Origin of the sequence: Microbacterium sp. Cr-K32, from assembly GCF_000708345.1 — a bacterium.
Classification (GTDB): Bacteria; Actinomycetota; Actinomycetes; order Actinomycetales; family Microbacteriaceae; genus Microbacterium; species Microbacterium maritypicum_A.
Genome location: NZ_JARD01000018.1, coordinates 251,374 through 266,308 on the forward strand (window position 1 = coordinate 251,374; position 14,935 = coordinate 266,308).

The 14,935-nt window shown below is 67.2% G+C and carries 15 protein-coding genes and 1 pseudogene; 10 read left to right on the plus strand and 6 right to left on the minus strand.

Annotated features, from left to right (window positions below; genetic code table 11):
* The first annotated feature begins 24 nt into the window (after positions 1-24).
* From GZ64_RS0109625 to GZ64_RS0109680, 10 genes are all read left to right on the plus strand, one after another.
* On the plus strand, positions 25-2,346 hold the full coding sequence (locus GZ64_RS0109625) for a heavy metal translocating P-type ATPase (RefSeq protein WP_029266196.1): 2,322 nt from the start codon (positions 25-27) through the stop codon (positions 2,344-2,346).
* A gap of 21 nt (positions 2,347-2,367) precedes the next feature.
* Entirely contained in the window at positions 2,368-2,622 is a 255-nt protein-coding gene (locus GZ64_RS0109630) for a YHS domain-containing protein (RefSeq protein WP_029266198.1), read from the plus strand.
* A 73-nt stretch (positions 2,623-2,695) separates the two neighbouring features.
* Complete coding sequence (locus GZ64_RS0109640; protein ID WP_371511043.1) at positions 2,696-4,939, plus strand: heavy metal translocating P-type ATPase; 2,244 nt, start codon at positions 2,696-2,698, stop codon at positions 4,937-4,939.
* Between the two features lie 23 nt (positions 4,940-4,962).
* The gene (locus tag GZ64_RS0109645; protein ID WP_029266204.1) at positions 4,963-5,307 is read left to right on the plus strand and encodes a metal-sensitive transcriptional regulator; all 345 of its coding nucleotides are present in this window, start codon (positions 4,963-4,965) and stop codon (positions 5,305-5,307) included.
* 531 nt (positions 5,308-5,838) lie between these two features.
* Positions 5,839-6,027 carry a hypothetical protein gene (locus GZ64_RS20315; RefSeq protein ID WP_371511042.1) on the plus strand — a complete coding sequence of 63 codons (189 nt, stop codon included), beginning with the start codon at positions 5,839-5,841 and terminating at the stop codon, positions 6,025-6,027.
* A 304-nt stretch (positions 6,028-6,331) separates the two neighbouring features.
* Entirely contained in the window at positions 6,332-7,309 is a 978-nt protein-coding gene (gene trxB / locus GZ64_RS0109660; protein ID WP_029266208.1) for a thioredoxin-disulfide reductase, read from the plus strand.
* A complete protein-coding gene (gene trxA, locus GZ64_RS0109665; RefSeq protein ID WP_029266209.1) occupies positions 7,306-7,632 on the plus strand; it encodes a thioredoxin in 327 nt (108 codons plus the stop codon). The genes trxB and trxA overlap by 4 nt, the downstream gene beginning before the upstream one ends.
* Positions 7,629-8,726 (plus strand): ACR3 family arsenite efflux transporter, encoded by a 1,098-nt coding sequence (arsB, locus tag GZ64_RS0109670; RefSeq protein ID WP_029266210.1) that lies wholly within the window; start codon positions 7,629-7,631, stop codon positions 8,724-8,726. The genes trxA and arsB overlap by 4 nt, the downstream gene beginning before the upstream one ends.
* Positions 8,723-9,721, plus strand: a complete 999-nt coding sequence (locus GZ64_RS0109675; protein ID WP_029266212.1) for a metalloregulator ArsR/SmtB family transcription factor — start codon at positions 8,723-8,725, stop codon at positions 9,719-9,721. Before arsB ends, GZ64_RS0109675 begins: the two co-directional genes overlap by 4 nt.
* A gap of 21 nt (positions 9,722-9,742) precedes the next feature.
* A complete protein-coding gene (locus tag GZ64_RS0109680; RefSeq protein ID WP_029266214.1) occupies positions 9,743-10,147 on the plus strand; it encodes an arsenate reductase ArsC in 405 nt (134 codons plus the stop codon).
* A 46-nt stretch (positions 10,148-10,193) separates the two neighbouring features.
* On the opposite strand, the gene GZ64_RS0109685 is transcribed toward GZ64_RS0109680, so the two are convergent.
* The 6 genes and pseudogenes from GZ64_RS0109685 to GZ64_RS19075 form a co-directional block, all read right to left on the minus strand.
* Positions 10,194-10,850: a DsbA family protein gene (locus GZ64_RS0109685; RefSeq protein WP_029266216.1), complete on the minus strand. Its 657-nt coding sequence runs from the start codon at positions 10,848-10,850 to the stop codon at positions 10,194-10,196.
* Between the two features lie 44 nt (positions 10,851-10,894).
* Positions 10,895-12,979, minus strand: a complete 2,085-nt coding sequence (locus GZ64_RS0109690) for a heavy metal translocating P-type ATPase (RefSeq protein WP_231479865.1) — start codon at positions 12,977-12,979, stop codon at positions 10,895-10,897.
* Positions 12,976-13,311, minus strand: a complete 336-nt coding sequence (gene cmtR, locus GZ64_RS0109695; protein ID WP_029266220.1) for a Cd(II)/Pb(II)-sensing metalloregulatory transcriptional regulator CmtR — start codon at positions 13,309-13,311, stop codon at positions 12,976-12,978. Before cmtR ends, GZ64_RS0109690 begins: the two co-directional genes overlap by 4 nt.
* 120 nt (positions 13,312-13,431) lie before the next feature.
* Positions 13,432-13,818, minus strand: a complete 387-nt coding sequence (locus GZ64_RS0109700; RefSeq protein ID WP_029266222.1) for a hypothetical protein — start codon at positions 13,816-13,818, stop codon at positions 13,432-13,434.
* Positions 13,818-14,255, minus strand: a complete 438-nt coding sequence (locus GZ64_RS0109705) for a hypothetical protein (RefSeq protein WP_136025417.1) — start codon at positions 14,253-14,255, stop codon at positions 13,818-13,820. Before GZ64_RS0109705 ends, GZ64_RS0109700 begins: the two co-directional genes overlap by 1 nt.
* 251 nt (positions 14,256-14,506) lie before the next feature.
* A pseudogene (locus GZ64_RS19075) lies at positions 14,507-14,915 on the minus strand (arsenate reductase/protein-tyrosine-phosphatase family protein).
* Positions 14,916-14,935 lie beyond the last annotated feature (20 nt).

Sequence of the window (14,935 nt, forward strand, 5' to 3'; positions counted from 1 at the left end):
TGCAAGAAGGATCGAGGAGACATCATGACGGATACGCAGTCAGCAGCCGCGTCCAGCGTGGAGCTGGAGATCGGCGGGATGACCTGCGCGTCGTGCGCGATGCGCATCGAGAAGAAGCTCAACAAGCTGGACGGTGTCACCGCCACCGTGAACTATGCGACGGAGAAGGCGAAGGTCACCGCACCGAACGGGTTCGACCCGGCGCTGCTGATCGCCGAGGTGGAGAAGACCGGCTACACGGCCGCCCTTCCCTCACCGGAGCCGTCCGCGGTAGTCGACGGTGAGGACGCTCCGGATAGGGAGCTGGTGAGCCTGCGGAACCGTTTGATCGCTTCCATCGTGCTGACCCTTCCTGTGATTGCGATGTCGATGATCCCCGCATTGCAGTTCACTTACTGGCAGTGGCTCTCACTCGCCCTGGCCGGCCCCGTCATCGTTTGGGCGGCCTGGCCTTTCCACAAGGCAGCGTGGACGAATCTCCGGCACGGTGCGGCGACCATGGACACGCTCATCTCGATGGGGACGATAGCCGCCTTACTGTGGTCGCTCTACGCGCTGTTCTTCGGCACGGCCGGCGTCCCCGGGATGACCCACCCGTTCGAGCTCACCGTGGCACCGTCGGACGGGGCGGCGAACATCTACCTCGAAGTGGGTGCCGCGGTGACGATGTTCATCCTCGCCGGACGCTACTTCGAGAAGAAGGCGAAACGGCAGGCGGGCGCCGCCCTGCGCGCGCTGTTGGAGCTGGGAGCGAAGGATGTTGCTGTGCTTCGCGCCGGCGCCGAGACCCGCATTCCCATCGCGGACCTGCGAGAGGGCGACGAGTTCGTCGTACGGCCCGGCGAGAAGATCGCCACCGATGGTGTGATCGTCTCCGGCACCTCCGCGGTCGACGCGTCCATGCTCACCGGTGAATCCGTGCCGGTCGAGGTCGGCGAAGGAGACTCCGTCACGGGGGCGACGGTCAATGCCGGTGGCCGGCTCGTCATCCGGGCGACGAGGGTCGGGTCGGACACCCAGTTGGCGCAGATGGCGAAGCTCGTCGAGGACGCCCAATCGGGCAAGGCCGAGGTGCAGCGCCTCGCCGACCGGGTGTCGGGTATCTTCGTGCCCATTGTCATCGCGATCGCCATCGCCACGCTGGGCGCTTGGCTCGGCGCGGGATTCCCTGCCGCGGCGGCGTTCACCGCCGCGGTCGCGGTGCTGATCATCGCCTGCCCGTGCGCCCTGGGCCTTGCCACGCCCACCGCACTGCTGGTGGGCACGGGCCGCGGCGCGCAGATGGGCATCCTCATCAAGGGTCCGGAAGTTCTCGAGTCGACGCGACGGGTGGACACCGTCGTTCTGGATAAGACCGGGACGGTGACCACAGGGCGGATGACGCTCACCGGCGTGTTCACCGCTGACGGCGTCGACCGCGGCGAGCTGCTGCGCCTGGCGGGTGCGGTGGAGGACGCCTCCGAGCATCCCATCGCGCAGGCCATCGCCAAAGCCGCAGTCCAAGAGGTCGGCACGCTTCCGACACCCGAGGGTTTCGCGAACATCGAGGGCAAGGGAGTGCAGGGCATCGTCGACGGGCACGCCGTCCTTGTCGGCCGCGAGTCGCTTCTCGAGGACTGGTCCCAGCGCCTTCCCGAGAATCTCGCCGCCGCGAAGAGCGAAGCAGAGCGTCAGGGCAAGACCGCGGTCGCCGTGGGGTGGGACGGGGAAGCACGCGGTGTGCTCATCGTCGCGGACACCATCAAGCCGACCAGCACCGAAGCCATCAGGCAGCTGAAGGCGCTGGGACTGACACCGGTGCTCCTCACCGGAGATAACCGTGCCGTGGCCGAGCAGATCGCGTCTGAGGTCGGCATCGATGAGGTCATCGCCGAAGTGCTCCCGAAAGACAAGGTCGACGTGGTCACCAGGCTGCAGCGCGAGGGCAAGGTCGTGGCGATGGTCGGAGACGGCGTCAACGATGCGGCCGCGCTCGCCCAGGCAGACCTGGGGTTGGCCATGGGCACGGGCACCGATGTGGCGATCGAGGCCAGCGACATCACGCTCGTCCGCGGCGATCTGCGCAGCGCGGCCGACGCGATCCGTCTGTCTCGGAAGACGCTCGGCACGATCAAGGGCAACCTGTTCTGGGCCTTCGCCTACAACGTCGCCGCCATCCCGCTGGCAGCCCTCGGTCTGCTCAATCCCATGCTCGCCGGCGCCGCGATGGCGTTCTCCAGCGTCTTCGTCGTCGGCAACAGCCTCCGCCTGCGCACGTTCCGCAGCCAGGCGGCGGACCCATCCCCGACCGCCGCGCCCGCACCGCGTGATCATGCGACGCGGAACGCAACCGTCGGAACCCACTGAAATCACGAAAGAGGAACACACATGTCTGATTCCGGATCCTGCTGCAGCCACAACAGCCACGGCTCTGTCCCAGCCGACGGACGCAAGGACCTCCTCGCGCCGTCCGCCGAACAGCTCGCCGAATGCCCCGTGATGGTCGGCAGCACCGTCGTGAAAGCGGACGCTGAAGCCGCTGGCCTCTACCGCGACTACGAGGGCACCCGCTATTACTTCTGCTGCGCCGCCTGCGGCCCCCTGTTCGACGCTGACCCCGCCAAGTACGTGACCGCAGCCTGACATCGCTTCACCTGTGCGGGGCGGCACACGGATCGCCCCGCACAGCTTCATCGTTTCCGAGGAGGATAGCCTCATGAGCCAGCCACACAGCGACGACGCTGATCACACCCACGAACACGCAGCGCACGGGCACACCCCATCGGTCCCCGCCGCGGCCACAGAAGACCCCCCCGTCCACACCCCTCACCACGACACCGCCGTGCACCACGACGGTCCCGATACTGCACCGCACGGAAGCGGCGCGCCGATGGGCCACCAGGGTCACGGCGAGCATGCCGGCCATGACGCACATGGTGGACACGACGCTCACGGTGGACACGGGGGTCATGCGGGGCATGGCGACCACGTCGGACAGTTCCGTCGCCTGTTCTGGATCATGCTGATCCTCGCCGTCCCCACCGTCGCGCTGTCGGGCATGTTCGCGATGATCCTCGGCTACACCCTCCCCGACATTCCCGGCCTGGCCTGGGTGTCCCCGGTACTGGGAACAGTGATGTACATCTGGGGTGGAAAGCCGTTCCTCGTCGGTGCTGTCAGCGAAATCCGCGACCGCAAGCCCGGGATGATGCTCCTCATCGGACTCGCCATCACCGTTGCGTTCATCGCCTCTTGGGGTGCGAGCCTCGGCCTGCTGCACCACGAGCTCGACTTCTGGTGGGAGCTCGCGCTCCTCATCGTGATCATGCTGCTCGGGCACTGGATCGAGATGCGGTCCCTCGCGCAGACCACGTCCGCTCTCGACTCCCTGGCCGCGCTCCTGCCCGACGAAGCAGAACGCGTCGAAGGTGACCAGGTCGTGACGGTCTCGCCTGCCGAACTCGTCGTCGGTGATGTCGTCATCGTTCGCCCCGGGGGCAGCGTCCCCGCCGACGGTCGCATCGTCGACGGTCGCGCGTCGATGGACGAGTCAATGGTCACCGGCGAGTCCCGCACCGTGACGCGCGGTATCGATGACCAGGTCACGGCCGGAACTGTGGCGACCGACTCCGGGCTGCGCGTGGAGATTACCGCCACCGGTGACGACACCACTCTCGCCGGCATCCAACGCCTGGTCACCGAAGCACAGAGCTCGTCCTCGCGCGCGCAGCGCCTTGCCGACACGGCGGCAGGCTGGCTGTTCTGGTTCGCTCTCGGCGCTGGCGTGATCACGGCGATCGTGTGGACGCTCGTTGGGCTTCCCGATGATGCCGTCATCCGCACCATCACGGTGCTCGTCATCGCTTGCCCCCACGCACTCGGTCTCGCAATCCCCTTGGTCGTCTCCATCGCCACCGAACGCGCCGCACGCGGTGGCGTACTCGTGAAGGACAGGCTCGCGCTGGAGAGCATGCGCACCGTCGACACCGTGCTGTTCGACAAGACAGGCACCCTCACCAAGGGCGAACCGACCGTCTCCGAGGTCTCAGTCGTCGAAGGCAACGACACCGACCGGGTGCTCGCCCTGGCCGCCGCCGCGGAGGCCGACAGTGAACACCCGCTCGCCAAGGCCATCGTCCGCGCCGCCGCCGACCGTCACCTCGACGTGCCCCGCAGCTCGGACTTCACCTCCTCTCCCGCAGTCGGCGTCACCGCGACCGTCGACGGGACCGTTGTACGGGTGGGGGGACCGCACCTGCTCACCGAGGAAGATGCGCAGGAGCTGCCCGTTGCCGAGCGGTGGCGCAATGACGGTGCGATCATCCTCCACGTGGTTCAGGACGGCCGTGTGATCGGCGCTCTCAAGCTCGCCGATGAGGTGCGGTCGGAATCGCGCGAAGCCGTCGATGCACTGCACGCGCTGGGTGTGCAGGTCGTGATGATCACCGGCGATGCCGAAGCCGTCGCGCACACCGTGGCCGAGGACCTCGGCATCGACCGTGTCTTCGCCGGCGTCCGACCGGAGGACAAGGCCGCGAAGGTGCAGGAGCTCCAGAACGAGGGACGCAAGGTCGCGATGGTCGGTGACGGCGTCAATGACGCCCCCGCCCTCGCCCAGGCCGATGTCGGGCTCGCGATCGGCGCCGGCACGGACGTTGCCATCGCCTCTGCCGGAGTCATCCTCGCCAGCGACGACCCCCGCTCGGTGCTCTCCGTCATCGAACTGTCCCGCGCCGCATACCGGAAGATGAAGCAGAACCTCTGGTGGGCCGCCGGCTACAACCTGATCTCCGTACCCCTCGCCGCCGGCGTCCTCGCCCCCATCGGGTTCGTGCTGCCGATGTCGGTCGGGGCGATCCTGATGTCCCTGTCCACCATCGTGGTTGCCCTCAACGCGCAGCTCCTGCGGCGACTCGACCTTCGCCCGGAAACCACGGCCCGCGCGATCCTCAACCGATAACCAATCCAGAACCGGAGACCACGATGACCGACACCATCGAGACCGACCAGGTCGAGTCCGACACCGCCTGCGAACACGGCGAACACGGCGAACACGGCTACATCACCGACAAAGCCCGCTATCTCGCCCGTCTCAAACGGATCGAAGGACAAGCCCGCGGCATCCACCGCATGGTCGACGAGGAGAAGTACTGCATCGACATCCTCACCCAGATCTCAGCGCTGACGAGCTCACTCCAGGGCGTTGCTGTCGGTCTTCTCGAAGACCATCTCCGCCACTGCGTCACCGACGCCGCACGTGCAGGCGGAGACATTGCCGAGGCCAAGATCACTGAAGCATCCCAGGCCATCGCACGCCTCGTCCGCTAAGCCAGCGAGGCGGCCCCGCGGATGCCTTCGATGCTCCTCGGATAGCTCTGGGCGAGTGGACGCTCAGGACTTTGCGCGCCTGTAGTCAAAGGCGCCGTCCTGACGCTGAGAATCGAGCAACTGATCGAGGATGCCATCGTGATCGATGACGGGCTTGGGCTGGCCATCCGGCTGCAGCCGCCCATCTAACCGAACGTGGCGTCGATGACGTGGTCGTCGAGCGTGGCTCCTCCGCTGGTGCTGCCGTGTCCGAGTGGGGTCATGCACGCCTCTTCTCAGGCTGGCCGGAGCTCACCGACACTGCAGCGCGTCGCCTGCTCGAGCCGACCGGGACGGCGCCGGCAAACGGCTACCCGACGGGGGCGGAGTGGGTGAGTGAGTACCTCACCCCACTCGTCGATGTGCTGGGTGACCGCGTCCTCTACGGCACAACGGTGACGGGAATCGCGCGGCAGGGGCGCGACAAAGACGTAGACAGCGGCCGCAAGGGCCAGCCATTCGTTGTGCACACGGTCGACCAGGACGGCTGCGATGGCCGTATCCTCGCCAGTGCTCGACGCCGTGGCCAGCATCGCCTCGGAGATCGACCCGAACATCCACTCCTGCGGCTCCGTCGGAGCCACCGGCGCACGCCAGCTCGCGCAGCCCGAGAAGGACCTGTTCATCGTCGGTGCGAAGTCTTATGGCCGCGCCCCCACCTTCCTGGCGCTCACGGGCTAGGAGCAGGTCCGCAGCGTCGCAGCTCACCTTGCCGGAGATCACGAGGCTGCGGAGCGCAACGAGCTCGTCCTTCCCGACACCGGGGTCTGCGGCGGTGCCGGCGGCTTCGACGCCGAGGGTGCCAGCTGCTGCGGCACGCCATCCGTACTGCGCAGATCGGCGCAAGGCCCGTCGGCGCAGTCTGACCGACCCACGAGAGGGCGACTTCCCGATTGGGAGGTCGCTTCTTGGCATCCAGGTGCAGTGTCCGTGAACTGTCTCGCCGCCGATTGCGCCTTACTTTGAAGAATGTCAATATAGATTCATGTCGAATCAACAGATTGAGCTGGTCATCATCGGATCGGGCCCCGCAGGCTTCACCGCCGCGATCTACGCGGCCCGGGCAAACCTCGCCCCGGTCGTTATCGCCGGTTCGGTGACCACCGGTGGTGCGCTGATGACGACGACCGAGGTGGAGAACTTCCCTGGGTTCGTCGACGCCGTCAACGGACCGGAGTTGATGGAGTCGATGCGTCAGCAGGCCGAGCGGTTCGGCGCCCGCATCCTCCTCGACGACGCAGTCAGCGTCGACCTCGACGGACCGATCAAGGCCATCGTGACTGGCGCGGGTGAGACGTTCCGTGCGCGTGCGGTGATCCTCACCATGGGCTCCGCCTATCGCAAGCTCGGGTTGCCGGATGAGGAGCGACTCACCGGCCGAGGCGTGTCCTGGTGCGCCACCTGCGATGGGTTCTTCTTCCGCGAGCAGGAGATCGTCGTCGTCGGCGGCGGGGACTCCGCGATGGAGGAGGCCCTGTTTCTCACCCGTTTCGCATGCAAGGTGACCGTCGTGCACCGTCGCGGCGAGGTCCGCGCTTCGAAGATCATGGCGCAGCGCGTGCTTGACCACCCGAAGATCGAGGTGGCATGGAACAGCGAGATCGCCCGGCTGAACGGCGACGAGAAGCTCGAATCCGTCACCCTCCGTGACACCGTCACCGGCACCGAGCGCGAGCTGGCGGCGACCGGTGTCTTCGTCGCGATCGGCCACGACCCCCGCTCGGAGTTGGTCACAGGACAGGTCGTCACCGACGCAGGCGGGTTCGTCCGAGTGGATCATCCTTCCACCCGCACGAACATCCCCGGGGTGTTCGCGGCCGGCGATCTGGTCGATCACACCTACCGGCAGGCGATCACCGCCGCCGGCACCGGCTGCGCCGCCGCTCAGGACGCCCAGCACTACCTCTCGAACCTCGAGAACGACCCGGCCGCTCCGATCGAGGCCGAGGAGGTCTTCGCATGAGCACGCTCACCGCCGTCACCGACGCCACGTTCGAGGACGAAGTTCTCGACTCCGACATCCCTGTCGTCGTCGACATCTGGGCCACCTGGTGCGGTCCGTGCCGCCAGGTCGCTCCGCTTCTTGAGCAGCTCGCCGCCGAGTACGATGGACGAGTGAAGATCGTCAAGGTCGATGCGGATCGGAATCCCGAGACCGTGACCGCCGCTGGCGTCACGTCGATCCCCACCCTCGGCTTCTTCCGCGACGGCACCGGCACGGACATCCTCATCGGCGCGCACCCGAAGCCCGTCATCGCCGAGAAGATCGAGGCGCTGCTCGCATGACCACCGCAACCGCAGCTTCCGCTCCCGCCGCCGTCCGGCGTCTGTCCACCCTCGACAAGTGGCTGCCACTGTGGATCGGGCTCGCCATGGTCGCAGGACTTCTCCTCGGCCGATTCGTCCCCGCTCTGTCGGACCTGCTCGGCCACCTCGAGGTCGGCGGCATCTCGGTGCCCATCGGGCTCGGGCTGCTGGTGATGATGTACCCGGTGCTCGCGAAGGTCCGCTACGACAAGATCGCGGCCGTCACCGGCGACAAGAAGCTCCTCGTGTCTTCGCTGGTGCTGAACTGGCTCGTCGGCCCTGCGGTCATGTTCGCCCTCGCCTGGATCTTCCTGCCAGATCTGCCCGAGTACCGCACGGGGCTGATCATCGTCGGTCTCGCCCGCTGCATCGCGATGGTCGTCATCTGGAACGACCTCGCCTGCGGCGATCGGGAAGCGACCGCCGTACTCGTCGCGATCAACTCTGTCTTCCAGGTGGTCGCCTTCTCACTGCTGGGCTGGTTCTACCTCACCGTCCTGCCCGGCTGGCTGGGTCTGGACACTCAGGGGTTGGAGATCTCGGTCTGGCAGATCGCCCTGAACGTGCTGGTCTTCCTCGGCGTGCCACTCGTCGCCGGCTTCGCTTCCCGCTGGATCGGCGAGAAGCGTCGCGGCCGCGCCTGGTACGAGGAGAAGTTCCTCCCCGTGATCGGCCCCTGGGCGCTGTACGGGCTGCTGTTCACCATCGTGCTGCTGTTCGCGCTGCAGGGCGATGCGGTCCTGGCCAACCCGCTGGACGTCGCGCGGATCGCGCTGCCACTGCTGGTCTACTTCGGGCTGATGTGGTTCGCAGGGCTCCTGCTCGGCAAGAGCCTGGGCCTGAACTACGCCCGCTCCACCACGCTGGCCTTCACCGCGGCCGGGAACAACTTCGAACTCGCCATCGCCGTCGCCATCGGCACCTTCGGCGCCGCCTCCGGGCAGGCTCTGGCGGGCGTCGTCGGCCCTCTCATCGAGGTGCCCGTCCTCGTTGGACTCGTCTACGTCTCCCTCTGGGCGGCGCGCGCTTGGTTCCACACCGATCCCTACACCGGCGAAAGGATCACCTCATGAACGTCACGCTCACCGACGCCGTCGACAGCTGCAGCCCGGTCGCTACCCACGCCATCGGCCACGAGGCGGCGTCCACCGTCGCCGCGACCTTAAAGGCTCTGTCGGATCCGCTGCGCCTGCGCATGCTCTCCGCGATCGCTTCCGATCCGCGAGGCGAGTCCTGCGTGTGCGATCTCGCCGAGCTCGCACACGTCTCACAGCCCACCGTGTCGCACCATCTGAAGGTCCTCAAGGGCGTCGACGTGCTCACCTCCGAACGGCGCGGCACCTGGGTCTGGTACCGCATCAACCCCAGCCGCCGGGGCGCCGTCACCGCTCTGCTGGACTCCTTCGCGCCTGCGACCATGACGGCGCCCGGCGAAGACGGCGACGCCGAAGGCCGCGCCGGCCACCCCGAGTTCGATGCGCGGATCACCCACCTCGCCGATGAGCTCGCCGCCGAGGTCCCCGAGCTCGCCCCGGAGACCGTGCTGGGCATCGTTCGTGAGTCGTACACGTCACTCGCCCGCACGGCAATAGTCACGGGAGCGCTTGTCCCGCTCACCGAACGCTTCGCACGTCAGCGACTCGCCGACCTCACGCGCGACCGCGACTCCGCTGTACCCCAGGTGTTGTTCGTCTGCGTGGCCAATGCGGGGCGTTCGCAGCTCGCTGCCGCGCTTGTCAACAAGCTCGCCGCCGGCAGGGTTGTCGCCCGCTCGGCAGGATCTGCTCCCGCGGACGTCATCCATCCGCACGTCCGCTCGATCCTCGCCGAGATCGAAGGCGACCTGGCCGCCGAACGCTTCCCCAAGCCCCTCACCGACGATGCCGTCCGTGCCGCCGACGTGGTGATCACGATGGGCTGCGGCGACGTCTGCCCGATCATCCCCGGCGTCCGCTACGACGACTGGGCCGTCGGCGACCCTGCCCTCGCATCCCGCGAGGGCGTCGAAGCCATCCGCGACGACATCGAGGACCGCGTCCGCGCCCTCGTCGATGAGCTCACGCACTGACCACCACCCACAGGAGCCCTCATGACCGACACCACCAAGCCCTCCGTCCTCTTCGTCTGCGTGCACAACGCCGGCCGCTCCCAGATGGCTGCCGGGTTCCTCCGCGACATCGCCGGCGACCGCATCGAGGTCCGCTCCGCCGGCTCCATGCCGGCCGACCAGATCAACCCCATCGCCGTGGAAGCGATGAAGGAACTGGGCATCGACATCACCGCCGAGCAGCCCAAGATCCTCACCACCGAAGCCGTGCAGGCCTCCGACGTCGTGATCACCATGGGATGCGGCGACGCCTGCCCGTTCTTCCCTGGCAAGCGCTACGAGGATTGGAAGCTCGACGATCCTGCCGGTCAGGGCATCGAGGCTGTTCGCCCGATCCGAGACGAGATCCGGGCACGCATCGAGAGGTTGGTCGACGAAATCCTCTGATTCAAAGTCTGTCCGCTGAGGCGGGCCTCGCGCACGCTCGATAGTGTCAGCGAGCGACGGCCTCGTCGAGGGCATCCGTGAGGTCCCTGAGCTGGGTGAGCTCGAGCTTCTCGCCGTCGAGGAAGAAGGTCGGCGTGCCACTGACGTTGAGATACTGGCCGTCGTTGCGGTCTGCTTCGACTCTTTCCTTGGTGGCGGGGTCGGCGATTGCTTCGTCGTACGAGTCCATGTCGAGGCCTAGGTCTTCGGCGAACGTCCGGAACAACTGGGTGTGAGAGGTCTGCTGCTCGCCCCTCTGAGCCTGGGTCTCGAACAGGCGAGCGTACATCTCCTCGAACTTGCCCTGTTGAGCTGCCGCTTCGGCGGCGAGGGCGGCGTTCATGGAGTTGAAGTGTCCGGGCAATGGGAAGTACCGCACGACGTAGTTGATCTCGCCCTCATAGTCGGCGCGGATCTGTTCGACCACCGGGTAGAACGCTCCGCAGGCTTCGCACTCGAAGTCGAGAAACTCCACCAGCGTCGGCGCATCCGGGCCGGCGTCGTCCAGGACGTGCGAGTCAGTCCGGGCGCCGGGCAGTGCGCCCGCCGAGCCGGAAGGGTCGGGAGCAGCGGGCCGGGTCAGCATGACCACGACCAGAGCTGCGATCACGAGGACGATAACGACGGCACCGGTGATGAGGCTGACTTTGACGGGGGTCTTCACGAAGGATGGCTCCAGCTCGGACGGCGATATCACCGCAGGGTTGGTCAGGCGCGTGCGGGCTCGGGTGCCGGCGCTAGCTCTCGGAGAGCAGCGGGGCGTCGGGCTGCACGGACGCCGTTGAGGATGACGACGACCTCGGCGATCTCGTGTACCAGGACGACACCGGCCAGACCGAGAACGCCGAACAGCGCCAGCGGGAAGAGCACGATGATGATGGCGAGGGCCAGGGCGATGTTCGCGGTCATGATGCGTCGCCCGCGGCGCGCGTGCGCGAGCGCGCCGGGGATGAGGCGGAGGTCGTGGCCGGTGAACGCGACATCGGCGGACTCAATGGCGGCCGCCGAACCTTTCAGTCCCATGGCGATGCCGACCGTGGCGGTCGCTAGTGCTGGGGCGTCGTTGATGCCGTCCCCGACCATGGCCGTCGGGCGGACGGTGGTCAGGGATTCGATCGCGTGGGCCTTGTCGGCGGGCAGCTGCTCGGCCCGCACATCGTCGATGCCTGCCTGGGCGGCGATGGCGCGGGCGGTGCGTTCGTTGTCGCCGGTGAGCATGACGGTCTCGATGCCCTGACTGTGGAGCATCCGCACGGTCTCGGCCGACTCCGGGCGCAGTTCGTCACGGATGCCGATGAGCCCGGCGACAGCGCCGTCGGCTTCGACGACGACCACGGTCATGCCCTCCGCAGCCATCCCTTCGGCGGCGGTGCTGAGCACGGCCGGGTCAAGCCAGCGCGCGTTCCCGACGCGGATGAGTGTGCCGTCGACGCGGCCGGCGATGCCGTGGCCGGCTTCTTCCACGACATCGATGGCGGACAGCGCCTTCGGGGATGCCGCGGTGATCGCGGCGGCCAAGGGGTGCGTGCTGGTCGCCTCGATGGCGGCAGCCCAGGCGAGCAGGTCGTCGCGATTGGTCCCGTCGGCGGGTCGGACGTCGACCACCGCGGGTTCGTTGCGGGTGAGCGTCCCGGTCTTGTCCAGCGCGACGGCGCGGATCGTGCCGAGCTGCTCGAACGCCTCCCCGGACTTGATCACCACGCCGAACTTCGACGCGGAGCCGATGGCGCTGATCACGGTGACCGGCACCGCGATCGCCAGCGCGCACGGGGACGCCGCGACCAGGACCACCAGTGCCCGCTCGATCCAGGTCCAGGGGTCACCGACGACGAAGCCGAACAGCGCGACGAGCGCCGCGGCGATCAGGACGACGGGAACCAGCGGGCGCGCGATCCGATCCGCTAGTCGTGCCCGATCGCCCTTGCGGGCGTGGGCCTGCTCCACCAGCGAGACGATCTGCGTGAGGGAGTTGTCGCGGCCATCCGCGGTCGCCTCGATCCGCAACGTCGCCGACCCGTTCACCGAACCTGCCGCGACCACGTCGCCGGGCCCGACCTCGACCGGGATGGACTCCCCGGTGATCGCCGATGTGTCCAGGCTGGAGCGTCCCTCGACGACGACACCGTCGGTCGCCACACGCTCGCCCGCTCCGACGACGAGGATGTCGAGCTCGCGCACATCGGCAGCAGGGACCGTGATGTCGCCACTGAGCCGTGAGACGCGCACCGTCTCCGGGATCAGTGACAGCAGTGCGCGCAGGCCCTCCTTAGCGCGGTCCATCGCTCGGTCCTCCAGCGCCTCAGCGAGGGAGAACAGGAACGCCAGGGTCGCTGCTTCACCGACGTGCCCGAGCAGGACGGCGCCGACAGCAGCGATCGTCATCAGCAGACCGACACCGAGCCGGCCACGGATCACGCGCCGGATCGCACCGGGAACGAACGTGTACGCGCCAGCGAGCAGAGCTGCCCACTGCAGCACCAGTGCGGCAATCTCCAGGCCCGTCCACTCGAACGCGTACCCGGCGAGTAGGAACACACCGGACAGCGCCGACGGCAGTAGAGCGATGTCCCGCCACCACGGTGGACGCACCTCGAACTCGTGATCGGCGCCGGCGGCTGGTGGCAGGGCGGGGCCGCAGCACGCATCGCCGTCATCATGAGCAGATACGCCCGCCGCCGCCTGCACGACCTCTGGGCCGCAGCAGCCGTCTCCCCCCTGCGGTAGCGACAACTCGACGCGGTGGATGGTGCCTGTCTTCCGCGGCTCGTCGTCGCCGCAGCACTCCGCGCTCATGCGCAGCACTCGCACTTCTCGTCAACGCACGGCACGCCTTCATCGACCGCCACAACCGCGTCGAGAAGATGCCGCAGGCCCACCGTCAGGTGCGGATCTGCGATCTCGTACCGCGTGCGACGACCCTCCGGCGTCGCGATCACCAGTCCACAGCCCCGAAGACAGGTGAGATGGTTCGACACGTTCGTGCGGCTCAGTTCAAGATCACGGGCGAGCTCGGCCGGATAACCCGGGGCATCCAGCAGCGACAGCAGGATCCTCGAACGCGTCGGGTCGGCCATCGCCCGACCCAGCCGGTTCATCACATCAAGACGAGAAGCAATAGTCAGCACACGATGACTATACACGGGACACTGAACTATAGCGATGGCGACTCCACTGGACACTGCATCGAGGCGTGGCGCCTTGTCCACCACCTCCTGGAACGTGCCGAGCTTCACTCAGGATCGCGCCTACCGGAAGTTCTTCGACGAGTCCGTGTCGTTCGGATGCGACGGGGATGCCTCGATGAGTATCACCCGTCCCGGCTTCTTGCCCTTCGGCTGGGGAGCGTCGACCGCGTAGCGAAGCCTCGCGCCGTCCGTGACCTTGTACTGCCAGACGGGCAGGGTCCTCCCGCCCACCACCGCTGTAGATAGGTTGCCCTTCAGCTGGTAGCAGCGCGAGCTGTCGAACCGCGTCGGGTGAGCGGTCAGGTAGTCCCAGGCATCCGCGAGGGCGTTCTTCGCGGTCGCGCGAAGGTCGCGCCACCCGCGCTCCGCCGCGACGTCGCCGAAGACGATCTCGTACTCGCTGACCCTTGTCGGTCGCGGAACCGACGATCCCCGCCTTCCCGCCATTACGGGCGCTCGACCCGCGCAGACGTCTCCGTCAGATCGATCGGCTTAGCCGGCCGCGCACCCATGGCGTAAGCCGCAGCAGTCTCCCGCCACTCGTGCTGAGCACGCAGCAGGCGTTCAAACGTGCCCAACTCGCTGGCGGAGTAAACCAGCCGCTCAATTTCGCTCGCGTAAGTGGCCAGCTCGCCCTCATCGAACTCACTCGTCCACGCGAAGAGCTCCCGCAGCGCAGCGCCGACATCGCCCCTGTTCCGCCCGATAGCGCGGAGCAGTTCACTGGAGAGCTTCACGCCAAGCTCGAGCGTGTCGAGGTCGTGGCCACGAAGGATCACCAGGTCATCGCCATCCCGACGAGTGATACGCACCTGGCCCTCGTCGATGTGGGCAAGGACATCCTTCGGCTTACGGAGGAGATCGGTGAAAGTCGCGGTGCTCATGAGACCAGAGTACATCAGATAAACATCAGAGGTTCTGCGTCTTGTGCGCTGGAGCCCCCCGCTGCACCCGTCCGGATGTCCGTTCAGTCGGACACCCCACTGAGAACGAGTGCATCGGCCGCGATAATGTCGGAAGCGCGGTGAGATGACGCTAGATGTCACTCGGACGGGGACGGCGTCGGATTCTCTACGCGCTTTGCGGTGACACATTCCTGACGATGCACCACCGGATTGCCATCCCGCCCACGAGATCAGGTGAGTTCACTCTCGAGTTGTTCGATGCGTGCGCGGATGTCGTCGCAGTTCGAACGGACGGCGTCGATACCCTGGCGCGCTGGGTCGTCCAGCTTCCAGTCCTCGTAGCGCTTGCCAAGAAAGAACGGACAGGCCTCGCCGCATCCCATACTGATGACGACGTCAGACGCCTGCACGGCTTCGGTTGTCAGCACTTTTGGGCTGCTCGGCTGTGCTGTCGATTCCGAGCACGCCCATCGCCTCGTCAGCAGTCGGGTTGGACCGCTCGGCGGGCATGGATCCCGCCGAGCGGACCTCGACGCGGTCGCCTGCGATGTCGCGGAGACATCCGGCCGCCATCTGCGAGCGTCCGGCGTTGTGGACACCGACGAAGAGGACGGAGCGCTTGGTGGTGGTGTCAGTCATGGAGGGCCCTAGTAGGTACT